Raw genomic sequence first — 23,113 nt, forward strand, 5'->3', positions numbered from 1 at the left:
TACTTAAGTTTTTGCTTATGGCTGATTAGTAATACCAGTATCTCTTCTGGTAGATGCAGTATCTGCGTCACCAGGGCTGTTAGAAGACGTGTCTTTATTCAATTCGTTCTGAATAATATTTTCATTAGCCTTTCCGGCATTAATAGTGTCTTTGTCATCACTATCCGGATCCGAATCTCCCCTGAGATTACATGCGGTAAATACAGCTGCAGTTAAAGCGAATGCAATAAGTGTTTTCTTCATAGTAGATTTGAAATATGTTTCGAGCTGTTACTGCCACTGCAGCAACAGCTGAAATTGTTGCTATTCTATTTCTGTCTGAAATATATTTGAATAGGAACACCGCTAAAATCAAAATGTTCTCTCAATTTATTTTCGAGAAAGCGCTTGTAAGGCTCTTTAATATATTGAGGTAGATTACAGAAGAAGGCAAACATTGGAGATGATCCATTAATCTGCGTGATATATTTAATCTTCACGTATTTACCTTTTAGAGAAGGCGGAGGGTAAGCTTCAATAATTGGAAGCATAACATCATTCAGCTTTGATGTCGGAATCTTCTTAAGCTTATTTTCAAAAACTTTTGATGCTGCTTCAATTGCTTTAAAAATTCTCTGTTTTTCCTGAACGGATGTGAATATGATAGGGACATCGGAGAAAGGCGCTATTTTCTCTCTGATCTGCTCTTCAAAAACTTTGGTTGTCTTGTGGTTTTTTTCAATCAGGTCCCACTTATTCACCAGAATGACTGCCCCTTTTTTGTTTTTCTCGGCCAGGTGAAAAATGTTAATATCCTGGGATTCGAGCCCTTCAACCGCGTCGATCATTAGAATTACTACATCGGCCTCTTCCAGTGCTTTTATTGTACGCATTACTGAATAGAACTCGATATTTTCCTTCACCTTGGTTTTCTTACGAAGACCCGCAGTGTCGATCAACATAAATTCATGCCCGAACTGATTGTAGTGTATGTGAATAGAATCACGTGTTGTTCCCGCGATGGGGGTAACGATATTACGTTCTTTACCAACAAGTGCGTTGATCAGCGAAGATTTTCCAACGTTCGGACGTCCTACGATCGCGTATTTAGGAAGTGTAGTTTCACCTGGTTCCGCTTCCTCGAAATGCTTTACAACCTCGTCTAATAGTTCTCCCGTCCCTGAACCTGTCATTGATGATATTCCATAGATCTCGCCTAAGCCAAAACTGTAGAACTCGTGGAGATCATTCACCAGCATATTGTTGTCGACTTTATTTGCAACCACAAAAACAGGTTTGTTGCTACGGCGAAGCAGATCTGCAATGCTATCATCCAAATCTGTTATACCAGTTGTTACGTCTGCCATGAACAGAATAACGGTTGCTTCTTCGATAGCGATTAACACTTGTTCCCGAATAGCGGCTTCAAAAACATCTTCGGAATTTGCTACGTAACCCCCAGTATCTATTACGGTAAATTGCTTCCCTATCCATTCGGCTACTCCGTAATGTCGGTCTCTTGTTACGCCACTAAAATCATCCACAATCGCTTTACGCGTTTCCGTTAAACGATTGAACAAGGTTGATTTACCTACATTCGGACGGCCTACTATTGCTACTATATTACTCATTTTAATTTACGGTTTTGGACTTCGAATTAGAGTTTATCCTGTAGCTCTTCTTCTGCATCCAATTTAAGCCTCATATGGGCTCTTTTCAAACAATATGATCAATTCATTCAATTCCGACTTGCAAAGATGATCGACGTGCAAAAACGTAGATTCATAGCCAATCGTAATTTTTTCTAATCTTCGTATCCAAACCTTTTCAGATAATTCTTTTTGCTCCTCCAGTCGGGAATAACTTTCACGAATAACTCCAGGAACACTTTCTTTTGAAGGAACTCTTCCATGTCTTTACGGGCATATGTTCCTACTCTTTTGAGCATCTCGCCAGCTTTGCCAATCAGGATATTCTTCTGTGAGTCACGTTCCACGATGATCTCCGCGCTGATCCGGTTTATGTTTGCCTCCTCTTTGAAAGAAGTAATAATAACTTCTGTACTGTATGGAATCTCCTTTTCATAGATCTTGAAGATTTTTTCACGGATCATCTCCGAGACGAAGAAACGCTCATTTCTATCTGTCAGTGCATCTTTTTCATAATAGGCCGGATGTTCAGGCAGATTTTCGATGATGAAGTCCATTACAGCGTTCACGTTGTATTCCTTTAGGGCAGAAACAGCAAACACAACTTTTGGATTTAATGTGTTTTGCCAAAACTCAACCTTTGCTGAAACCAATTCCTGGTTTGATTTATCTATTTTGTTGATAATGACAGCCACGGGCGATAATGTACTTTTTAACTTTTCAATTACGTCTGTCTCATCATGTTTTTCATTTATGTCAGTAACAAGAAGGATAATATCAGCGTCAACAATAGAGTCATTTACCACTCCCATCATACTCTCTTGTAAAGCATAATGAGGTTTGATTACCCCAGGCGTGTCTGAAAAGACTATTTGATAGTCATCCTCATTTACAATTCCTAATATCCTGTGGCGTGTGGTTTGTGCTTTTGGGGTGATAATAGACATCTTCTCACCTACCAATGCATTCATCAAAGTTGATTTACCTGCATTGGGCTTTCCAACAATACTGACAAAACCTGCTTTATGCGACATAAAAAATTTTTAAAAAAGATTTGGAGTACAAAGAAACGAAATATATCTTTGCACTCCAATTCGGGAGGTGAGTATTTGTGAAGAAAGCATTAAAAAACGAATTGTATAGAGTGCGGGGTGGAGCAGTTGGTAGCTCGTCGGGCTCATAACCCGAAGGTCATCAGTTCGAGTCTGGTCCCCGCTACCGAAGGAGTTGAAAAGACACTCTGAAAATGGTCCATTCGTCTAGGGGTTAGGACGCAAGATTTTCATTCTTGAAACAGGGGTTCGATTCCCCTATGGACTACAGGATTAAAGGCTTCAGCTATTGAAGTCGATGATTGAAATAACAGTGCGGGGTGGAGCAGTTGGTAGCTCGTCGGGCTCATAACCCGAAGGTCATCAGTTCGAGTCTGGTCCCCGCTACCGAAGGAGTTGAAAAGACACTCTGAAAATGGTCCATTCGTCTAGGGGTTAGGACGCAAGATTTTCATTCTTGAAACAGGGGTTCGATTCCCCTATGGACTACAGGATTAAAGGCTTCAGCTATTGAAGTCGATGATTGAAATAACAGTGCGGGGTGGAGCAGTTGGTAGCTCGTCGGGCTCATAACCCGAAGGTCATCAGTTCGAGTCTGGTCCCCGCTACCGAAGGAGTTGAAAAGACACTCTGAAAATGGTCCATTCGTCTAGGGGTTAGGACGCAAGATTTTCATTCTTGAAACAGGGGTTCGATTCCCCTATGGACTACGAAAATTACAAGCGAAACTGTCAAGTTTCGCTTTTTTTGTTTACCCTCCGACCCAGCTCTTTAATCCAAGCTTCCATCTCCAAAAATTTATTAACTTTTTCTTTGTTTTTTTGTTAGCTAGCAATGTATCTCGTTCAGATTCTTTTGCCTGTATATAATAATGTCTCAGAGGAGTTTTCATCCAGCTACTTTTCGGTTGTGAGAAAAGAACTTGCCGATAAGTTTGGAGGGATTACTACTTATACCCGCTCACCTGCAATAGGGCTTTGGAAGGAAAATGATAATAAAATCGTTAGAGATGAGATTGTGATCTTTGAGCTTATGGTACAGGAGGTAGATTATGAATGGTGGCGAGGTTATAAATCGAAGTTAGAGGATTTGTTTGAGCAGGAATCTATAATGGTGCGGTCCTGGCCAGTTACTCTTGTGTAAGATAACTGAACAGGAAAGGCGCAAGTACAAGGGGCTCTAACCCATCTGCTCTTTTATAATGGCTTTCAATCCTTCATATATAAATGAACTGGCACTACTGTTCTCAGATTCCGAATTTGTACCATCTTCCTCGTTTGATTCTAATATCTTTTGCAATTCCTCTTTCGATGCTGAAAGAATTATAGTTTCGCCACTCGCGTTAAAAGAATCTGTAGTGTGAGCGTTCAAGTTCAGATTTTGTATCAGGTTGTTCAAACATGTAGCGTATTTGGGTGATAATTCAATGTGCATTTTGTGTTCAGTTTTCTAGTAAAAAAAATGAGAATGGGCCGTCGATCAGAATATCCTGCTTTGTACGGCAAATTAATTTTGGAAAAAAATTAACAATAGCGAAATAAACAATCTTCTTCCAATGGATTTTGCTTATTAATCCCCTTGTATTGCATAAAACACCTTTAGTAAAAAGGGTGATTTACCCAATTGTAGCATTTAATTCTTCAGCGTAATTTCAACAACAATTCAACACCGGTAAAGTTTATGGAATTTCCATCAGAAACAAGCCACGCTAAAAACGTAAGCAATTTCGGAAGTTTGCTTGTAAGCATTGAGGTGCTGGGTAATTTGTATAACCCCGGAAAAGAAGGGTTAAAATTAGTGCATCTTAAGACACTGCACAGACAGGGAAAAAGTGTAATGCAAGGAGTTGCTTTATCTTTAGGTGTATATGCAGCAGCAGTAGAATCGAGAAGAAAGGCATGGGAAGGAATAGATAGTTTGGCGAAGCGTATTCTTGATGTGTATGAAAAGTCTGAGGAGGAGTCTTCAAAGACAAGCTCTCTTTCAACTTTATTGAACCAGGTAAAGGGAGATAGTGGGTCATTTGCGGAGCATGTAACCGTGCAACAGGGGTTGAAGTTTAATGCTTTACTTTCTCGTCTTTCATTCGAAGAGCGACTTGACAGCTTTGAGGAATTAATTTCGATGATATCTGAAAGTTCAGTAGGAGCTTCTGAGCGTGGTCTGCTTCTGATTACGTCACTTCACGCACTACAGTCGAACTTCCGGTCAAAAAATATAAATGTAAAGCTTGCAGAGGCAGCTCTTAATACAGCAAGATACAACAGAGATGTTTTACTGTACAAGCAGGAGAATAACCTGGTATCCGTAGCCGAAGAAGTGAAAGATTATATAAAAAATACTTTAGGTCCTTCATTCTCGCAATACATGCAGATAATGGACATGACTTTTATACCAAGTTAAGACGTTTACCTAAACCGCTTCACTAAAAAACCGCAAATCCTTGCGGTTTTTTTATTTGCTCTTATTTTTTCTTACTACTTATTCCTGGCTTCAGTAGTGTTTCTCCAGCTTTAATTACTAAGGGAAGTTTATACTTTAGAAATGCTAAGTTTCATTTAAGCTAAATCAACTTTTAGCTTATTCAATGAAGAGTTTTATGTGCAGAAAGATTTTTCGCGTTTTTTTTTAAAAAATTAAAACAAATAACATAAATTCGTGCCGAAGATTATTGAATTTGTTATTTCAATACCAAAAGTTTAATAAAATTATTCTCAAACACTAAAAAATGGCGGCAAAATTAGAGTACATCTGGCTTGATGGTTACAAACCGACTCAAAGCCTTCGTAGCAAAACAAAAATTGAAAAAGATTTCAGCGGAAAGTTAGAGGATTGCCCAATGTGGAGCTTTGACGGTTCTTCAACTGAGCAGGCACCAGGTGGTTCTTCTGACTGTCTTTTAAAACCAGTTTTTATTTGCCCGGATCCTCAGCGTAAAGAAGGGTATTTGGTAATGTGTGAAGTATTAAACGCAGATGGCACTCCTCACGAAAGCAATGGCCGTGCTCTTATCGAAGACGATGATAATGACTTCTGGTTTGGTTTTGAGCAAGAATACTTCTTGTGGGATGATGAAACTAACAAACCTCTTGGTTTCCCTGCAGGTGGTTACCCAGCTCCACAGGGCCCATACTACTGTTCAGTAGGTGCTAAAAATGCTTTTGGAAGAGAAATTGTAGAAGAGCATTTAGATGCTTGCTTAGAAGCAGGTCTTAACGTTGAAGGAATCAATGCTGAGGTTGCTGCAGGACAGTGGGAATTCCAAATCTTCTCTAAAGGAGCTAAAGATTGTGGTGATCAGATCTGGATTGGCCGCTATTTATTAGAAAGAATTGGTGAGAAATACGGAGTATCTATCAACTGGCATTGTAAACCACTTGGTCAATTAGACTGGAACGGTTCTGGAATGCATGCTAACTTCTCTAATACTTTATTAAGAACTGCTGGTAGTGAGGCGATTTTCACAAAAGTTTGTGAAGCTTTCCGTCCGGTAGTAAAAGAGCATATCGACGTTTACGGTGCTGATAACGACCAGCGTTTAACTGGTAAACACGAAACGGCTTCTATCCATGATTTCTCTTATGGAGTTTCTGACCGTGGTGCTTCTATCCGTATCCCTGTTCAGGTTCCTAAATGGGGCTGGAAAGGTTACTTAGAAGATCGCCGTCCAAACTCTGCGGCAGATCCATATAAAGTAGCTGCTCGTATCATTAAAACTGTTAAATCTGTTCAGGCTTAATCTTAACAGACAATAAATATTAAATCCCCTGGAGTTCCTCCAGGGGATTTTTTGGTTTTAGAGAATTTGTTTAAGCCTTGTTTTCTAAGTATCTAAGGTAGTTTCCTCCCTCAATTTTTGTTTTACTGGAAGTGGGATGAACATAAATATAGCTATAGCATTGAACAGCACCATCCGTAGTACTTACCTCTATAATAATTCTTTCGTATTCACAATTAGCCTCTCCCAAGCCCTCATAGTCGTCAAGTGTTTCGAGTATTTGATCCGGGTCATTCATTTTGAAAATCTTACCAAAAACAAACTCGTCCTTATCATAATTGATTACAGCGCCTGGATAAGCTCCCAGATCAAAAAGTTCTCCGGGAAACTTTCCTGGACTACACAATGTGGCATTCTCCAAAAGGAACCGAGCGTACATGTTTTCCGGTAACAGCAAAGTACCGTATACAAATAGAAGTTGAGTTACATGCTTTTCCATCACCCTTAAGATATCAAATAATTTGCAGACAGCCGTCTTCAATTTGCTCTTCAAATAGATTATATTTAGCAGATTCAAGCGCTCGTTAGCAATAAATGTAATGCAATGGATAATAAGGAGATCATCAGCTATTTAAAGGAAAAGGGAATAACTAAGATAAAATTTGCTTTTGCGGATATTGACGGAGTATTGCGTGGCAAGATCATTAATACAAAGAAGTTTCTCAGCGGCTTAGAAAATGGTTATGGATTTTGTGACGTTGTTTTTGGTTGGGATAGCAGTGACGAACTCTATGATAAAGTAGACGTGACTGGCTGGCATACTGGCTTTCCAGATAAGCTTTGTAGGATAGATCTTAATACATTTCGTACAATTCCCTGGGAAAATAATATGCCTTTTTTTATCGCTGATTTCGGTGCAGATCACGCTGCTTGTCCCCGGAGTTTGCTGAAAAAGGTTATTGCTGATTGTAAAAGTCTTGACTTTCATTCAGAGTTTGCACAGGAGTTTGAATGGTTCAATTTTAGGGAGACACCAAATTCTCTCTATGAGAAACAATATGTTAACCCAGAACCATTAACTCCTGGGATGTTTGGTTACTCCATACTGAGGCCTTCATTGAACAATAACTTTAATAATGATCTTTTTGACCAACTTAATGGCTTTGGGGTTGAGCTGGAAGGATTGCATACAGAAACAGGCCCTGGGGTCTACGAAGCTGCTATTATTCATGATGAGACATTACGCGCTGCCGATAAAGCAGTACTCCTGAAAACAGCGGTAAAGGAAATCACCTATCGTCACGGAATAATGGCATCTTTTATGGCCAAGTGGAATGCAGAGCTACCGGGATGCAGTGGTCATGTCCATCAAAGTTTATGGACTAAAGACAAGAAGCAGAACTTATTTTTCGATTCTAATGACGAAAATAAGATGAGTAGCTTGATGAAGCACTATCTAGCCGGTCAGCTTTACTGCTTGCCTGAAATATTACCCATGTTTGCTCCAACCATTAATAGTTATAAAAGACTTATAGAAGGAGCATGGGCACCTACTACGGTTAGTTGGGGTGTTGAAAATAGAACCACAGCAGTAAGGGTAATTAATACGACGGAAGCGTACACTAGATTAGAAATGAGAGTTCCTGGGGCAGATTCTAATCCTTATTTAGCCATCGCGGCTTCTTTAGCTTCTGGTCTTTACGGTATAAAAAATAAACTTAGTCTCGATCAACCGATCACTCTTGGAAGCGCCTATTCCAATAAAGAATATTCCCGACTGCCTTCTACTCTTTACGAGGCTTCTGTTAAGATGCAAAACTCAGCTCTGGCACGAGATCTTTTTGGAAGCCCTTTCGTAGAGCATTTCACGGCATCAAGATTATGGGAGTGGAAGCAATTCAATAAACAGGTGACTGATTGGGAACTGAAGCGTTATTTCGAAATAATATAATACACACACACACACACACACAAGAATTAGAATGGATTATTCTCTTATTATAAAGAAAGCCTGGAAGGAGTTCAATCCTTTCAAGATAATTCAAAAGATTGAAGATATCAGCGCAATGGTGTCTACTAATCACGTTTTTAGGGTTACTTTCGACGACGAGGATATCGTAATTGCAAAGCTATCTTACTTTGGTAAGTATGAGCATTTTAAAGAAGACCACAGAATAATTCATACCCTGGCTAATAATCTCCTTTACCCATTTGATAACGTTCTTGCAAAATCCCTTTTAAAGAATAATCGGGTTTATACTTATCGCTACAAAAAAGCTAAGACCGACGCCTGGGTGGTATTCTATAACCCGGTACGTGTACAAGAGCGTTTGCCTCGAAGGTTAGACGAGTCGCAGATCCGGAAACTCGGGGAACAGATGGGGCGCTTTCATAAAGCTTGTTCTAGTGCCAAGAGTGTACTACCAAAGTCGTCGAAGACATTAAGGACTGATGTCAATATTTTATTGAAACAGCTAAGTCGGAAAACTCAGCGGCAGTTTGATGAACCTCAAAAGGAGGTATTACGCAGCCACTGCGAGAAATTCCTGGTTAACCGTTTAAAGTGTAAGGCCGACGCTTTTGAATCTATTCCCGTCTTTATTGATTGGAACATAGGTAACTTCTCTGTCACGCCTAACTTAAAGTTGTTTTCGAGGTGGGATTACGACTGGTTCCGTATAAGTACACGCATGATGGACTTCTACTTTTTAAGCAGGGTAGTATCCGATGTTGGCGACAGAACTGTATTTAGTTATGTTGTGACTACTCTGATGGAAGACCGTTTTTTAATCTTTCTGGAAGAATATCATAGCGTTAACCCTTTAACGGCAAATGAGGTGCGATTTATGAAAGAAGTATACCGGTTTTTCATCCTTAATTATGTGATAAAAGATGGAAAGTATTTCTTTAGTGAACAGTATGCGCAGAAGTTACAGAACGAGGCATTCGATATTTATCTGCCTTCAGTTGACTCTGACTTTGATGCCCGTAAAATTTTAGACCACCTTAAATTAAAGTAGGAGAAATCCTATATCTTTATAAGTTAATGATACAGTTATCTAATTTTAAATCTGTTATAGATCAATATCAGATTGTCTTCTTCGACGCATATGGGGTTCTTAAAAATTATAACGGGCTTGTTCCTGGTATAGAGAAAACGTTTGACTATCTCAGAGAAAAGAATAAGGAGTTCTACATTGTAACCAACGACGCTTCACGGAGTCCTCTTCAGCTTGCAGAGTCATATCACCGTGTTGGGTTGGATGCGGTAACACAGGAATGTATCATATCGTCTGGGATGCTTGCAAAGGAATATCTTGACCTAAAAGTTCATGAAGGTATTGTAGCATACTTAGGAACTAGTAATTCCGCACATTATATTGATAGTTCAGGTTTGCATACTTTACCGGTTAGCGCTATAAATGAAAATAATATTGATGATGTTAGTGCTCTTGTTTTCCTTGATGATGAGGGATACGATTGGTTTAGTGATTTAAATAAAACGGTGAATCTGATCAGGAAGAAACCCATTCCTGTAATTGTAGCTAATACAGATTTTTCTTACCCAGTTACCCGCAACGAGGTGGCAATTGCAGCTGGCGGAGTAGCAAGTATGATCGAGACAATCGTGGGACGTAAATTTATCAGGTTTGGTAAACCCGATAGTCAAATGTTCATGTTTGCTTACGACCTTATTAGGGAACGCTTGCCTATAAGTAAAAAGGATATTGTTATGGTTGGAGATACCCTGCATACCGATATTCTTGGTGGAAATAAATTTGGATTTGATACCGTGCTGGTTTTAAGCGGAAACACTCTTTCTGGAGAAGCAGAAACGAAAATTAATGCCACAGGTATCATTCCAACCTATATCTGTGAGTCTGCCGTAGTGAACAAGTAGGGCTTCAGAAATCACCGCCCGAAATCCAGTGTTCACCGACATCCTATTATAGTCCGCCTAATTGTAATTGAGCAGCCAGTGAACAGTCTTTACATTTACTGTAATTATTAGTTATGAATACAGTAAATGTTATTATTGCTATTACGATGCTAATGCTCGCAATAATCTTAAATCAGGCATTTGAAGATAAGGAATCAGGCAGTAGGAAGTCCTATTTTAAGGAGGCTCTTACTGAATCCGGAAAAAGCTTAAATTAAAAAAGGGCTTGCTGAACGTTAAGTTCGGCAAGCCCTTTTTAATTCTTTTTTAGCTGGAATTAAGGAACGAATAAGTTCTCTTTATTCCTATAATCACCGGCAGTATTAGAATACCAATCTTTGTATTTAGTACCACCTGATGTAATCCACTCAGGAAGTTTTAAATAGGCAGTAATGATATCTTTTCCTTCAATTGGGTATGTGAATGACTTGATAGGTACACTAATCGCCCAAGGGTATCCTTCCGCTGTTACATAATACTTATTTTGAGCTGGAGAAGATTTATCATCCCCTGTACCGAATAAAGTTAAGTTTGCTAATGATGTAGGCTTTTTGCCTGGAAGGTGAACTTCTGCACCGCGTCCAGCATCTTGGCTCCAGATAAAAGGATTATATTCACTCAACCCAAAATCTGATAATTTCGTTCCGTCATTTACCTGGAAGCTGAAGCTATACGATACGGATGGCGATTTAGGATCTTCCAATCTTGTATTCATATAATACATCTCGTTATGCATATCATTAAACAAGATGATTACAGCTTTTGATTGTCCGGCTTCGAGGGTAGCTCCAGTAACGTTGCTAACAGCAGTTCTATTGATTGGAAATTCAATTCCAAATCCGTTATGGAAAATTCCTCCTCTTGCAGTAAGCATATAATTTCCATCCACCTGTACTACTGCATTCGACGCGTTGCTGATAATTTTTAATTGATAAGACATCACTACGTCGTTAAGATCATAATCGCCCTTAATAGGCCACATATCTTCAAACGTAACTGTTGCCCCCGCATCCGCTCCACCAAGAATTGCATAGTTGATAAATGCTTTTGAAGCATCGGTTGGATAGTCATCTAAAGCATCAGGAACACCGTCACCGTCAGTATCCATAATTACTGGAGTTCCATTACCTTCAGGATTGCAACTTGAAATCGGGATAAGTAATCCGCAAGCCAATGTAGCTCCACCATTAATAGTTCCAAGGTTTTTTTCAAGACCATTAGCATCGCAATACTGAAGCGCACCGGTAATAGTACCAGCTCCTGTAAGCTCAGTTTCATTCGTTACTTTAACTAGGGATGTATTATTGTATCCTTTGATTGTTCCGTTGATTTTGATGTCTTTTGTTGTTAATTGGGCTCCGTTATACTGTCCAAGTTCTGAAGTTCCATTAATAAAAGTTTTAGAATCCACGCGGATATAACCATAGTTTTTCATCGTAGTGCTATGATCATATTCGTTTGTTACCCATAACTTACAGTAGTTGAAGAATGTGGCATGGTTGAAAACCCGGAAGTCAGTGGTTTTGATGGAGCCATTATTGTAAAAAAGACTATTTGAACCAACGTCCATTAAACCGTTTACAGTTATGGTTCCATTATTTGTATGAACAGTTTGAGGACTGGTTTGAGTCTCAGTGCTGTACTCCCCAATTACATTAATTATTCCATTGTTAGTTAAAACGCCGGCAAGATTAATTCCACCATCGAAGGTGATAGTGCCATAATTCTCCAGCGTATTGTTGTTTTGGTTGAAATTAGTTGCTTTATTGTTCTTATCATCAAATGTCACTATCGATCCATCGGTAACAACTATTTTCATCGGATCGTTGATCTTATTGTCGTCAAGATCTGCGATTGTAAGATTTGTTCCACATAGCCTTAATGTACCTCCACCATTTGTAAAAGAAACATCAAGGGTCTTATTTGATCCGCTTACACAAACTGTCTTACCTCCAGAAATAGTAACAGTTTGATTGTTAGAGCTCAGGGAGACAGATTGGGTACAACCTGATGTGCAATTAGGGCTGGTAGCCAGAACTTTATTGCTCGACTTAGCAGAACTAACAGTTACAGCACTTTGCGCAAAGCTTACATTTACCTCTGCTTTATTCAGAGTTACTTTTTCTGTAGTGTTGGAATTGTCTGGAGCTGTTCTTATAATATAAGCCTCGGTAACTGTATTAGGAAGATAAGCAGTTGTTTCGAACGATTTTCCAACACCTGCAGAACCTTTCGCAATAAGTTTGCTATCGGGCCCGTAAATAGCAACTACACTTAATAAATTGCCAAAGCTATTGTCTGTAATATTTACCTTAAATGTTACATTTCTGGATGATTCCCAGGTAAATCCTTCAGGTACTTTAACATCAGATAGTTTTTTCGCAGAAAGCGATCTTTCAATATCCGATTCCTTATTACAGGCATTAAAAACAAACGATGCGAGCACCGTCGTAAATAGTAAATATTTTCTCATACTGTCCCTTTTCTAGAAGTGTTAAGTCCTTTGTATTTTCAACATATGTGCCAATGTTTAAAATACGCTTGTATTGTACGTAAAGGCGTCTTAATAGGTTTTACTTTCCTTCCAGCCACTGTAGCTCTCGCAATTCGGCCGAATTTCTGGGGATGTATTTCTACATCCCTACACAATGGAATTACATGTACAATCTATTTAAAAGATTTAAAGACGATATATTTGCTTTCATGATACAATCTCGATTCATACTGACTTTTTCCTTTATTGTCAGCTTTTTTATAGCCAATGTATACGGCGCAGAGGTCGACACTGTAAATACCTATAGTGCAGCTATGAAAAAGAATATTAAGGCAGTAGTAATAACTCCGGCAGACTATAAGGAATCAACTACACCTTATCCTGTTGTATACTTGCTGCATGGATACGGAGGGCGTTACTCTAGTTTTGTGAATGCAATCCCAGCAATTAAAAATTATTCTGACGTATTCAAGGTTATTCTCGTTTGCCCTGATAGTAATATTGGAAGCTGGTATTTCGATAGTCCTGTGGATAATGCATGGAAGTATGAAACTTATACATCCGGAGAACTAGTAAGTTGGATTGATAGTCATTATAAAACCATCAAAGATAGAAAGGGCAGAGGAGTAACGGGATTTAGCATGGGAGGACATGGAGCTTTGTATCTCTCGTTTAAGCATCAGGATGTTTATGGTGTAGCAGGAAGCATGAGTGGGGGCGTGGATTTTAGACCATTTCCAAGAAACTGGGAGATAGCAAAACGTTTAGGAACTTATTCGGAATTCCAGGAAAGATGGGATCAAAACACAGTTATTAATATGGTTAACTTATTAAAGCCAGGAGGTCTGGACCTGATTATAGATTGTGGCACTGAGGATTTCTTCTTTCAGGTAAATAATAATTTCCACCAGAAACTGCTCGAACAGAAGATTCCCCATGATTACATAGTAAGGCCCGGAGGGCACAATTGGCAGTACTGGGATAACGCAATCCTTTACCAACTGCTATTTATGAGTAAATATTTTAATAGATACAAGTAAAGAACAAGCAATATCAGCTAAAGATATTGCCTGTACTGTTCCCCCGGGTTAGTAAGCCTCAGTAGGCATTGCTGACTGGGGTACATGAACAGAGCTATCGAGCTCGTTCTCAAGTTTTTCTTTTACGGCGCAATATCCAGTAACTCCACGGTATAGTAGCGATCCTCCAATACCTAGTTCTGCTATTGCAAGCCATGGATGAGAGAAAACGTTAGTTAAGCCTTTTAAAGCCAGAAAAGCTCCTGCACCCAGGGAAACCAAACGTTCTGATTTCTCAACATTGGCGCTAGGGTTTTGCTGCAAAACATTTTTGTTTAATGTTTCAGATACCTTGTTAATCATCGAATTGTTCATGTTCTTCAATTAGTTTTTGTTTTTAAAAGGTTGAGGCTAATTCAAATTTCTGAAAAAGGGTCAGCCTCATTTAGATCTAAATATTTAACCAACTGTTACTGATACTGTTTAACGTAATTTGATTTTGTAGAGGCTTTCATATATTTCATTTTTCACTCGTGCCGACTGATTATAACCTTGTATTTTTAGGTAATTAAAATCCCCCGCATGTTATAAATATCACGGTATGTTAAAATTTAAAAAACAGTCTTTGTCGTTGTTGATGGTCCTAACCTTACTAGTTTCGCTTGTAGATAAGGCAATGTCCCAAAAAGTTACTGTGCCAAAAGATACTTCCTTTGCTTTATACAGTACTTATGTTAAAACCAAAAAGGCGTATCCGAATATTCAAATGGTATCCGAGGCGATGCCTAAAAAGGTTAAAGCTAAAAAAGATATAGCGTACTGTGTTGTTAATAGTTCCAGGAGTCTTTCTTTGGATGTATTTCATCCTTCCAGGAAAGTTAAAAAGGGTTATCCTGCAGTTATATTGATTCACGGCGGTGGTTGGAGGTCAGGAGACCGCTCTCAAAATGTTCCCTTAGCCCAACAGCTTGCAAAAAATGGTTACGTGGCTGTAAATGTGGAGTACCGGTTATCCACCGAAGCTCTTTATCCCGCAGCAGTACAGGATGTAAAGGCAGCTATTCGTTGGACAAGGGCAAATGCTAATTCGTATAGGATTGATACCTCCAAAATTGCTGTTCTTGGTTTCTCAGCGGGAGGTCAGTTAGCAAGCTTGATAGGAACCACTAATGGAATGAAGAAGTTTGATGAAGGCAATACCTGTAATTCTACTTACTCAAGTAAGGTTCAGGCAATCGTCGATCTCGACGGGACTCTGGCCTTTATACATCCCGAATCAGGCGAGGGTGACGACAGTAAAGGTAAGTCGGCAGCAACATTATGGTTTGGTGTACCCAAAGCAGAAAATCCTGCATTATGGCATGAAGCCGGGGCTTTGAATCACGTTAGTCCTCAAACTCCGCCTATATTATTTATCAATAGCTCTGTTGCAAGGATGCATGCCGGCAGAACAGATATGATCGGAAAGCTGAATCAGTATAACATTTATTCGGAGGTGCAAAGCTTTCCCGAAGCTCCTCACGTTTTTCCTTTATTCCATCCATGGTTCAATGATACTGTAAAATACACGGTGAATTTTCTGGATAAAGTGTTGAAAGGATCTTCAAATTAAGAAACACTTGCTTAATATCCTTATCTTTCCACTTTGTTTTTTTAGTACTATCGTTTATATGACTTATTGTTTAGGAATTAAGGTAAGGGAAGGTCTTGTTGCTATTGCAGATACCCGTATCACTTCAGGCACAGATACCACCGTGAAAAAAAAGGTGTATGTTGATCAACGTGAACAGCATTCCATTTTTATCATGACTAGTGGATTGAGGTCAGTAAGAGATAAGGCTGTTATTTACTTCAAAGAGCTGATTGACGAAGGAACTGAGTATAATAAGTTATATAAAGCGGTCAATGCATTTGGTGAACAAGTAAGGAGAGTAGGTAGAGAAGACCGGGCAGCTCTCGAACAATCCGGGTTTAAGTTTAACTTAACAACAATCATAGGAGGTCAGTTGCGGGATGATGAAGAACATAAAATGTTCCTTTTATATTCCGAAGGTAACTGGGTGGAGATGGATGAAGGTTCTCCATTTGTCATCATTGGAAATTCTGGGCACGGCAAACCAATCCTTCAACGTACACTTCATAATGACTCCAGTATGGAGCTTGCCCTTAAAACAGGATTCCTTTCTTTTGATTCAACAAGAGCAGCTGCAAACGACGTAGATTTTCCTATCGATGTAGTTTTATACAGAAAAAATAGCTTCAATTTGATACAACACCGTTACGAGAAGCAGGATCTGGAGAATATTTCAGCGCAGTGGGCTTGTGAATTGAAAAAGTCGTTACAGAATATATCGAATGATTGGATGCAAACGGCTTTTGACAAGATGAATACCTATAAAACGCAGGCCAATGAAGTTTAATGTTTCCAGTCGACTTACTTACTATGTTCAGGAGGATTCTACTATAATTTTGAACGTCCATGCGTTAAGGACCCCTACGCAAACAATACTTGAAGAAACTCTCCAGATTGATCCTTACATTAAGACCGAAGAAATCACTAGTACCGGTTGTGAAAGCAGGCTTGTTAGGTTCAAAGTGAACGCTGGCACTAATGTCAAGATAGAGTATAAAGCGCTTATTGATAACTCTTACAAGCATCTCGACACCAATTCATTAACAGAGGTCGCGGTAGAAGAGCTTCCAGCCAGCGTACTTACCTTTTTAAATCCCAGTCGATATTGTCAGTCGGATAAACTTTATCGTTTTGCAAATAATAAGTTTGGCAGTATTGAACCTGCGTTTAATAAAGTGCTGGCGATTTCTGACTGGATCCACGACAATGTTGAATACTTAAGCGGTTCTACTAATTCTCAAACTTCCGCATATGATACGGTTACTGAGTTGGCTGGCGTTTGTCGTGATTTTGCTCATTTGGGTATAGCCTTATGTCGTGCTTTATCCATACCGGCCAGGTATTTTACCGGGTATTCTTATCTTTTAAAGCCAGCCGATTTCCATGCATGTTTTGAAGCTTATTTGGGAGGTGAATGGGTTATTTTCGACGCTACAAAATTAGCTCCTCTGAACGGCTTAGTTAAGATAGCAACCGGAAGGGACGCCGCAGACACAGCAATAGCAAATTTGTTCGGGAATGTAAATTGTAGTTGGATTGAGGTAGGGTGTGAACTGGCAGAGGATGTATTTAATCCGGTGTTCTATAATTCCGAATCAACTGTTGCCGTATCGTATATTTAGCAAATGCAGAGCTCTAGTAGCTCTGCATTTGGCTCCCATTATTGTGCGGAACTAGCTTTCTGTTTCCAATTCCGTGAAAAATATCTGTAGGCAAGCCACCCTATTATTCCTAATATAATAAAAGCCCAGAGATGAGTAATGCCGATAATGAGATCCAAAGTGAAGTTCAGACCTGTGGCAAGAGCGTCACCGAACCTTTGAGTTGTCGGAGATCGGTAAGTACTCAGATCATTATTAGGAATAGCTTCTTTCTTTATCAATGTATTTTGATTAAACCTCAGCTCCAAGGTACTGTACCTGGTGTTCGCCTCGGTTCTCAAATTATTCATCTTCTGTTCAATTACCTGATCCTGCTCGTCCGCAATAGTTAATGCGTCTTTAGTTTTTAACTTCTCCTTCAGGTTCTGGGCATCCAGGATCTTTTGTCTGCTTTGCTGTTTTAGGCTCGAAGAGAGAAAATCAATACTACGGTCGTCTACATCTAACCTCGCCTGTTTTATAAATGTGGCGTCATCAGCTATTGCCTGAACAAACTCTTCCAGGTGATTAGAAGGAATTCGTACGGTCATTTCTGCTTCAACATCATAAGATGAAACAACAAGGAGTGAGTCATTGGATAGGGGGATAGTTTTACTTCCTTGAGGAGTGCTTTCAATATTATGGTGAGTAACCAGACCTCCCAGGCTTCTTACAGACTGAGAAATATGACGGCTGCTTCTATAAACATCATGTACTTTAAACTCTATATTAGCAGTCTTCACCAGTTTTGTCTCAGTAGCTGGGAGATCCGATACGGAAGTTTCAATAGAAGTGGAGTCGGCAGAAGCTGAATCTGACTCGTAGTTACCTTTGTTTGCACTACAGGCTGCAAAAGTTAGGGCAATAAGCATCCCTAATGAAAATTTAATAGTTTTCATTTTAGCGTGGGTATAGGGTTAAATTGTTCTGTTATTTAAATTTGTAAGCGTTTCTGATCACACTTTTGCTTGAGCTCTTAATTAGGCAATAGCGTGTCATTACGAGTTTTTTTTTCGTTTAATTAACTTATAAGAAAAAATTAAGATTACTTGAAAGTATACTGAAATAGAAATTTCAGCAATTGGTTTTTCGTGAAAAAACCGTGTTTTGTTAATTTAAGATGGTATATAGCGATTAGTTTGCGCTAAGTGTTGTTGCTTGCTTAGGGGATATTCTTTGCTGTCATATACTTTTTGTTTCTTTTAAATTAATACGCGGTAGGTGGAAATGTAACCCAGCTTTTTAAGAATTATTATTCTTTCTTTTTGTTCGGATCAAATTCGGGTCCTTTAGGTGAGCCAGGAGGGACTGTTGGATTTTCCGGAGGGGTGGTCGAAGAGTTAGGGTTAATCACGCTTGGGCGTGGGTCATGAGGATTAGGGTTGTTAGGCGTAGGCGTAATAGGGGTTGGAGTGCCCGATTTGATAGCACCAGTATCAACTTTAGCCGCGGGGGTACTAGCCCTCACCACACTTTTTGTTTTACCTGACTTTACTTGTTTGCCCTGACGGATGGCGTCAAGGTCGGCCCGTAGTTTCAAACTATCTTTTTTGCTTTGAGCAAAAGATGAAACCGATAAAATTAGCGAAGCAGTCAATGTTATTATTAAGGTTTTCATAGCATTAGAGGTAGATTCTATGAGAGCAGAAATATCATGCCAAGAGGCGAAGATGTTATGATAATTCCTAATGAAAATGCATGTTCCGATTTAAAGTTCTTCTTTCAGGACTTCCCATACATTTTCAGCTACGATCTTATATCCTTCTGCTGTAGGGTGTATGCCGTCTTTTAAATTAAGCTTTACATTGCCAGCAACTCCCTCTAATAAAAATGGGACGAACGGAATCTTATTTGCTTCTGCCACTTGTCTAAATATCGACCGGAATTGTTGAACGTAGGTGCCTCCCATATTAGGAGGTATTTCCATTCCCAACAGGATCAATTGAGCTTCAGGATATTTAGCTTTTACCTTGTCTAAAATAGCTTGAAGGTTTTTCTTTGTTTCAGTAACAGGGATGCCCCGAAGACCATCATTCGCGCCCAGCTCGAGCACAAATACATCCACTTTCTGTTTTAGTAACCAGTCTATACGGCTTTTGCCACCTGCTGTGGTTTCACCGCTTAAGCCTGCATTGATTACTTTATAAGGGAGTTTTAGAGAGTCGATTTTTCTCTGTATCACTGCAGGAAATGCGTCTGACGGATCTTCCAGCCCATACCCAGCTGTTAAACTATTACCAAAAAATACAAGGTTTTTTATCTCTGTCATTTTTTCTTTTTTCTCACTTTGCTTCTCTTTCTCAGGCTTGTTACCAGAGCACGACGCTACTATCAGTAATAATGCGAGGAGGATAATGGGTAATCTTTGCATAAACGGAATCAAAGTAATTTTAAAGCAACAAGTGCTAAATCTTTGTAAGAGTTTTAAACATGCCCCTCTTACAATAGTTTTACATACGATTTGTAATATTCTCCTAAGATAGGAATCAAACAAATAAAACAAACACAAGCTAAACTAGTGGATAAAATATTAAAAGTTGAAAATCTAGGTAAAACCTACCAGAGTGCCGGGAAAAATTTAACGGTATTAAATGAGGTAAATTTTTCAATAGAGGCAGGCTCCACCGTTTCTATTGTTGGCCCTTCCGGTAGTGGCAAAACTACTTTGCTAGGCTTGTGTGCCGGGCTCGACAGGAGTTCTTCTGGCTCTATAGAATTAAACGGTTTACGAATTGATCAGTTGAGCGAGGATAAGAGAGCTCAGGTACGTAATGAACATGTGGGATTCATTTTCCAGAACTTTCAGCTCTTACCTACCCTTACAGCTCTTGAGAACGTGATGGTTCCCTTAGAATTGAGAGGCGAAAAGAATATAAAAGGCCGTGCGTTGGATCTGCTTGATAAGGTAGGTCTGGCTTCAAGAGGTCATCATTACCCATCGCAACTATCCGGAGGAGAACAGCAGAGAGTGTCGCTTGCCAGGGCTTTTTCTAATAGTCCTAAGATCCTATTTGCTGATGAGCCAACCGGTAACCTCGATGCCGAGACAAGCGCCCGCATAGTAAAATTGCTTTTTGATTTGAATCATGAGCAAGGCACAACCCTGGTTCTGGTAACGCACGACATGGATCTCGCTCAAAAAACTCAGAGGATAATACGCATTAAGGGCGGTGCCATTATCAGCGATGAAATTGTAACAAGCGCTTAAAGATGGACAGTAAAAGACCTTTAAATCTTCCCTGGCTTTTTAAAATGGCATGGCGCGATAGTCGCCGTAACCGTTCCAGGCTTTTTCTTTTTATTTCATCTATTATTCTTGGTATAGCCGCCCTGGTAGCCATTTATTCTTTTGGAGATAACCTTGCTGAAGATATTGATGATCAGGCAGCAACTCTACTGGGGGCAGATCTCGTTGTTTCCTCAAATAAAAAGCCATCTGACAAAATTGTTCCTCTATTGGATTCTATTGGAAACGATCGTTCAAAAGAACAAAGCTTTGCTTCTATGGTGCTTTTTCCTACAGCTGGCGGTACCAGACTTGTTCAAATCAGAGCATTAGAGGGCAATTACCCTTATTATGGGGAAATCGAGACAGATCCGGCCGCTGCAGGTAAAACTTTCAGGCAGGGAAGAGACGCATTAGTTGATAAAACTTTAATGCTTCAATTTAACACGAAAGTTGGCGACTCGATCAAAGTAGGCGAGCTTTCATTCGAGATAGCGGGCGTCTTAAACAAGGCCCCCGGACAAACAGGGCTTTCATCCTCTATTGCTCCCATTGTATATATTCCCTTTAGGTATCTGCAAGAGACAGGATTAATGCAAAGGGGGAGCCGGGTAAATTATAAATATTTCTATAGGATTGGCAACGCTACCGAAGTTGAGAAAACGCTAAAGAAAATAAGTGGCAAACTTGAGAAGGAAGGTCTGGATTACGACACCATCGCTTCGCAGAAAAAGGATACAGGAAGGTCATTTGAAGATCTTACCCAGTTTCTATCCCTTGTAGGATTTATCGCCTTGCTTTTAGGTTGTATTGGTGTAGCAAGTTCAATTCATATCTATATCAGGGAAAAAATAAATTCTATTGCCGTTCTTCGCTGCCTGGGTCTGAAGGGATGGGAAGCTTTTCTGATCTATCTGATCCAAATAGCAGGCATCGGACTCATAGGCGGAATTATTGGAGCCGCAATAGGAACATTAGTACAACAGTTGCTTCCTCTTGTACTGAAGGACATTCTACCGGTTGCGATAAGCTCTAATATCTCCTGGGCTGCGATAGGGCAGGGCATTCTCCTTGGTTTAGTTATTTCAGTTCTGTTTGGACTTCTTCCTTTAATTTCTATTCGCAAAATCTCGCCTCTAAATACCCTTCGCGTTGTACATGAAGGGGCCAGCAAAATAAACGATCCCTTAAAATGGCTTGTTTACGCTCTCGTGCTTTTGTTTATAGTTGCTTTTGGTTATTTCCAGCTTGACGGAATAAAACAGGCACTGATCTTTACGGCAGGTGTGATCGTTTCTTTCCTGGTGCTTACCGGTATAGCTTCCCTTCTTGTCTGGATGGTTCGCCGTTTCTTTCCCACTTCAGGTAGTTATCTGTTGCGGCAAGGTTTGGCTAATCTTTTTCGCCCCAATAATCAAACACTTATATTGATTGTCACTATCGGTCTTGGTACTGCTTTTATCAGCAATCTTTTTCTTGTTCAAGACATTTTAATAAAGCGGGTAAGCCTTTCCGCAAGCGGGAATCAGCCAAATATGGTCCTCTTTGATATCCAGCCGGAACAAAAGCAAGAGGTTGCTCGTGTTACACAGGCGAATAGGCTGCCAATAATTCAACAGGTCCCGATAATCACAGTAAGGATTGAAGAAATAAATGGCAAAACCGCTGCGGAAGTTAAAAAAGACAGCAGCTCGAAAATTTCCCCAAAAGCATTCGGTTCAGAACTCCGTGTTACCTTTCGTGATACCTTAACTGCTGCCGAAAGAATTAGTGAAGGCAAATGGCGTGGAAATACAGCTAAAGACGGTACGATTTACGTCTCCCTTGAAGAACAGTATGCTAACCGGATACGTGTTAACGTTGGAGACACCCTGACCTTTAACGTGCAGGGGGCCTTGGTTCCTACGATCGTTGGAAGCTTTAGGGAGGTTGACTGGAATCGTATTCAAACGAATTTCAGGGTGCTCTTTCCAAAGGGTGTCCTGGAAGATGCTCCGCAGTTTCACGTATTGATAACTAGAGTGCCTGATAGCAAAGCTTCAGTTTCCTTTCAGCAACAGTTGGTTCAAAAATTTCCGAATATATCTGTTATTGATCTAACACTTGTGCTGAGTGTGCTCGACGAGATCCTGACTAAAATAGGCTTCGTCATAAAGTTCATGGCGGCTTTCAGTATCGTTACCGGAATTGTAGTGCTAATAGCATCTGTTCTTATAAGTAAATACCAGCGGATACAAGAGAGCGTCCTGTTACGAACAATGGGTGCAAAAAGGCGGCAAATACTCATAATCACCGCTCTTGAATATTTCTTTCTAGGGGCCTTAGCTTCTTTTACCGGAATATTGCTCTCTATCCTCGCTAGCTGGGCATTAGCTAAGTTTAGTTTCAAGACCGCCTTTGCACCTGATCTTTCTCCTGCATTGGTCTTGTTTGTTGCTATTTCAATGCTAACAGTCATTATAGGGCTCTTTAATATCCGGGGTATTCTAAACCGGCCGCCCCTGGAAGTGTTGAGAAAAGATCTATAGTGCGGATTTCGAGATGTTTAGGTGAAAAATGGGGAAAAATTTTCTACATTTAAGGGTTGAAGGTTTTGAAATACTAGTGGTTAGTAATAAAGCGAAAAGTTTTTTTAATTAATGATTTCTCCTGATTTTAAATTTTTCATACTCCTTAGGTAAATAAAGACGGTTATAAGTTCAGGAAGAACAGGAAGCTGAAATAGCAGAAACAGCTGGCATAGATTTGGCAAATGCCGTGCTG

The 23,113-nt window shown here is 39.7% G+C and carries 23 protein-coding genes and 6 tRNA genes; 19 read left to right on the plus strand and 10 right to left on the minus strand.

What is annotated here, in order from left to right:
* Window positions 1-15 precede the first annotated feature (15 nt).
* The 3 genes from J4N25_RS10135 to era form a co-directional block, all read right to left on the minus strand.
* Window positions 16-243, minus strand: a complete 228-nt coding sequence (locus J4N25_RS10135) for a hypothetical protein (protein WP_207422075.1) — start codon at window positions 241-243, stop codon at window positions 16-18.
* A gap of 65 nt (window positions 244-308) precedes the next feature.
* Window positions 309-1,610 carry a ribosome biogenesis GTPase Der gene (gene der / locus J4N25_RS10140; RefSeq protein ID WP_207422076.1) on the minus strand — a complete coding sequence of 434 codons (1,302 nt, stop codon included), beginning with the start codon at window positions 1,608-1,610 and terminating at the stop codon, window positions 309-311.
* 173 nt (window positions 1,611-1,783) lie between these two features.
* A complete protein-coding gene (gene era, locus J4N25_RS10145; protein ID WP_207422077.1) occupies window positions 1,784-2,662 on the minus strand; it encodes a GTPase Era in 879 nt (292 codons plus the stop codon).
* 111 nt (window positions 2,663-2,773) lie between these two features.
* Here era and J4N25_RS10150 point away from each other — a divergent pair.
* The 7 genes from J4N25_RS10150 to J4N25_RS10180 all read left to right on the plus strand — a co-directional run bounded on the left by J4N25_RS10150 (window position 2,774) and on the right by J4N25_RS10180 (window position 3,823).
* Window positions 2,774-2,846: transfer RNA gene (locus J4N25_RS10150), tRNA-Met, on the plus strand.
* 30 nt (window positions 2,847-2,876) lie between these two features.
* Window positions 2,877-2,948: transfer RNA gene (locus tag J4N25_RS10155), tRNA-Glu, on the plus strand.
* 46 nt (window positions 2,949-2,994) lie between these two features.
* A tRNA-Met gene (locus J4N25_RS10160) sits at window positions 2,995-3,067 on the plus strand.
* Window positions 3,068-3,097: 30 nt separating this feature from the next.
* Window positions 3,098-3,169: transfer RNA gene (locus J4N25_RS10165), tRNA-Glu, on the plus strand.
* 46 nt (window positions 3,170-3,215) lie between these two features.
* Window positions 3,216-3,288 (plus strand) — tRNA-Met (locus J4N25_RS10170).
* 30 nt (window positions 3,289-3,318) lie between these two features.
* Window positions 3,319-3,390: transfer RNA gene (locus J4N25_RS10175), tRNA-Glu, on the plus strand.
* Between the two features lie 124 nt (window positions 3,391-3,514).
* Window positions 3,515-3,823, plus strand: coding sequence for a hypothetical protein (locus tag J4N25_RS10180; protein ID WP_207422078.1), 309 nt, complete (start codon window positions 3,515-3,517; stop codon window positions 3,821-3,823).
* A 36-nt stretch (window positions 3,824-3,859) separates the two neighbouring features.
* On the opposite strand, the gene J4N25_RS10185 is transcribed toward J4N25_RS10180, so the two are convergent.
* Window positions 3,860-4,114 carry a hypothetical protein gene (locus J4N25_RS10185; RefSeq protein WP_207422079.1) on the minus strand — a complete coding sequence of 85 codons (255 nt, stop codon included), beginning with the start codon at window positions 4,112-4,114 and terminating at the stop codon, window positions 3,860-3,862.
* Between the two features lie 246 nt (window positions 4,115-4,360).
* Here J4N25_RS10185 and J4N25_RS10190 point away from each other — a divergent pair, with 246 nt between their 5' ends.
* Both J4N25_RS10190 and J4N25_RS10195 read left to right on the plus strand, forming a co-directional pair.
* Window positions 4,361-5,083 (plus strand): hypothetical protein, encoded by a 723-nt coding sequence (locus J4N25_RS10190; RefSeq protein ID WP_207422080.1) that lies wholly within the window; start codon window positions 4,361-4,363, stop codon window positions 5,081-5,083.
* A gap of 325 nt (window positions 5,084-5,408) precedes the next feature.
* Window positions 5,409-6,419, plus strand: coding sequence for a glutamine synthetase beta-grasp domain-containing protein (locus J4N25_RS10195; protein WP_207422081.1), 1,011 nt, complete (start codon window positions 5,409-5,411; stop codon window positions 6,417-6,419).
* A 70-nt stretch (window positions 6,420-6,489) separates the two neighbouring features.
* On the opposite strand, the gene J4N25_RS10200 is transcribed toward J4N25_RS10195, so the two are convergent.
* Window positions 6,490-6,897: a gamma-glutamylcyclotransferase family protein gene (locus J4N25_RS10200; RefSeq protein ID WP_207422082.1), complete on the minus strand. Its 408-nt coding sequence runs from the start codon at window positions 6,895-6,897 to the stop codon at window positions 6,490-6,492.
* A gap of 105 nt (window positions 6,898-7,002) precedes the next feature.
* On the opposite strand from J4N25_RS10200, the gene J4N25_RS10205 reads away from it, so the two are divergent.
* The 4 genes from J4N25_RS10205 (at window position 7,003) to J4N25_RS10220 (ending at window position 10,556) form a co-directional block, all read left to right on the plus strand.
* Entirely contained in the window at window positions 7,003-8,349 is a 1,347-nt protein-coding gene (locus J4N25_RS10205; protein WP_207422083.1) for a glutamine synthetase family protein, read from the plus strand.
* Between the two features lie 31 nt (window positions 8,350-8,380).
* A complete protein-coding gene (locus tag J4N25_RS10210; protein ID WP_207422084.1) occupies window positions 8,381-9,418 on the plus strand; it encodes an aminoglycoside phosphotransferase/kinase family protein in 1,038 nt (345 codons plus the stop codon).
* 26 nt (window positions 9,419-9,444) lie between these two features.
* The gene (locus J4N25_RS10215; RefSeq protein WP_207422085.1) at window positions 9,445-10,299 is read left to right on the plus strand and encodes an HAD-IIA family hydrolase; all 855 of its coding nucleotides are present in this window, start codon (window positions 9,445-9,447) and stop codon (window positions 10,297-10,299) included.
* A 113-nt stretch (window positions 10,300-10,412) separates the two neighbouring features.
* Window positions 10,413-10,556: a hypothetical protein gene (locus J4N25_RS10220; protein ID WP_207422086.1), complete on the plus strand. Its 144-nt coding sequence runs from the start codon at window positions 10,413-10,415 to the stop codon at window positions 10,554-10,556.
* A 59-nt stretch (window positions 10,557-10,615) separates the two neighbouring features.
* Here the strand turns inward: J4N25_RS10220 and J4N25_RS10225 are convergent, their stop codons facing one another.
* Window positions 10,616-12,811 (minus strand): LruC domain-containing protein, encoded by a 2,196-nt coding sequence (locus tag J4N25_RS10225; protein WP_207422087.1) that lies wholly within the window; start codon window positions 12,809-12,811, stop codon window positions 10,616-10,618.
* A 230-nt stretch (window positions 12,812-13,041) separates the two neighbouring features.
* On the opposite strand from J4N25_RS10225, the gene J4N25_RS10230 reads away from it, so the two are divergent.
* Window positions 13,042-13,872 carry an alpha/beta hydrolase gene (locus J4N25_RS10230; protein WP_207422088.1) on the plus strand — a complete coding sequence of 277 codons (831 nt, stop codon included), beginning with the start codon at window positions 13,042-13,044 and terminating at the stop codon, window positions 13,870-13,872.
* 48 nt (window positions 13,873-13,920) lie between these two features.
* On the opposite strand, the gene J4N25_RS10235 is transcribed toward J4N25_RS10230, so the two are convergent.
* Entirely contained in the window at window positions 13,921-14,226 is a 306-nt protein-coding gene (locus J4N25_RS10235; RefSeq protein WP_207422089.1) for a YgaP family membrane protein, read from the minus strand.
* A gap of 226 nt (window positions 14,227-14,452) precedes the next feature.
* Here J4N25_RS10235 and J4N25_RS10240 point away from each other — a divergent pair, with 226 nt between their 5' ends.
* Genes J4N25_RS10240 through J4N25_RS10250 form a run of 3 tightly spaced genes read left to right on the plus strand, consistent with a single transcriptional unit; the run spans window position 14,453 to window position 17,106 of the window.
* The gene (locus J4N25_RS10240; RefSeq protein ID WP_207422090.1) at window positions 14,453-15,463 is read left to right on the plus strand and encodes an alpha/beta hydrolase; all 1,011 of its coding nucleotides are present in this window, start codon (window positions 14,453-14,455) and stop codon (window positions 15,461-15,463) included.
* Between the two features lie 58 nt (window positions 15,464-15,521).
* Window positions 15,522-16,271 carry a proteasome-type protease gene (locus tag J4N25_RS10245; protein WP_207422091.1) on the plus strand — a complete coding sequence of 250 codons (750 nt, stop codon included), beginning with the start codon at window positions 15,522-15,524 and terminating at the stop codon, window positions 16,269-16,271.
* Window positions 16,261-17,106 carry a transglutaminase-like domain-containing protein gene (locus J4N25_RS10250; RefSeq protein WP_207422092.1) on the plus strand — a complete coding sequence of 282 codons (846 nt, stop codon included), beginning with the start codon at window positions 16,261-16,263 and terminating at the stop codon, window positions 17,104-17,106. Before J4N25_RS10245 ends, J4N25_RS10250 begins: the two co-directional genes overlap by 11 nt.
* 38 nt (window positions 17,107-17,144) lie before the next feature.
* On the opposite strand, the gene J4N25_RS10255 is transcribed toward J4N25_RS10250, so the two are convergent.
* From J4N25_RS10255 to J4N25_RS10265, 3 genes are all read right to left on the minus strand, one after another.
* Entirely contained in the window at window positions 17,145-18,023 is an 879-nt protein-coding gene (locus tag J4N25_RS10255; RefSeq protein ID WP_207422093.1) for a DUF4349 domain-containing protein, read from the minus strand.
* A gap of 353 nt (window positions 18,024-18,376) precedes the next feature.
* The gene (locus J4N25_RS10260) at window positions 18,377-18,742 is read right to left on the minus strand and encodes a hypothetical protein (RefSeq protein WP_207422094.1); all 366 of its coding nucleotides are present in this window, start codon (window positions 18,740-18,742) and stop codon (window positions 18,377-18,379) included.
* Between the two features lie 90 nt (window positions 18,743-18,832).
* The gene (locus J4N25_RS10265) at window positions 18,833-19,495 is read right to left on the minus strand and encodes an arylesterase (protein ID WP_207422095.1); all 663 of its coding nucleotides are present in this window, start codon (window positions 19,493-19,495) and stop codon (window positions 18,833-18,835) included.
* A gap of 147 nt (window positions 19,496-19,642) precedes the next feature.
* Here J4N25_RS10265 and J4N25_RS10270 point away from each other — a divergent pair, with 147 nt between their 5' ends.
* Window positions 19,643-20,332, plus strand: coding sequence for an ABC transporter ATP-binding protein (locus J4N25_RS10270; protein ID WP_207422096.1), 690 nt, complete (start codon window positions 19,643-19,645; stop codon window positions 20,330-20,332).
* A gap of 2 nt (window positions 20,333-20,334) precedes the next feature.
* A complete protein-coding gene (locus tag J4N25_RS10275; protein ID WP_207422097.1) occupies window positions 20,335-22,878 on the plus strand; it encodes an ABC transporter permease in 2,544 nt (847 codons plus the stop codon).
* The last annotated feature ends 235 nt before the right edge of the window (window positions 22,879-23,113 follow it).

The sequence above is a fragment of the Desertivirga brevis genome (genome assembly GCF_017355835.1).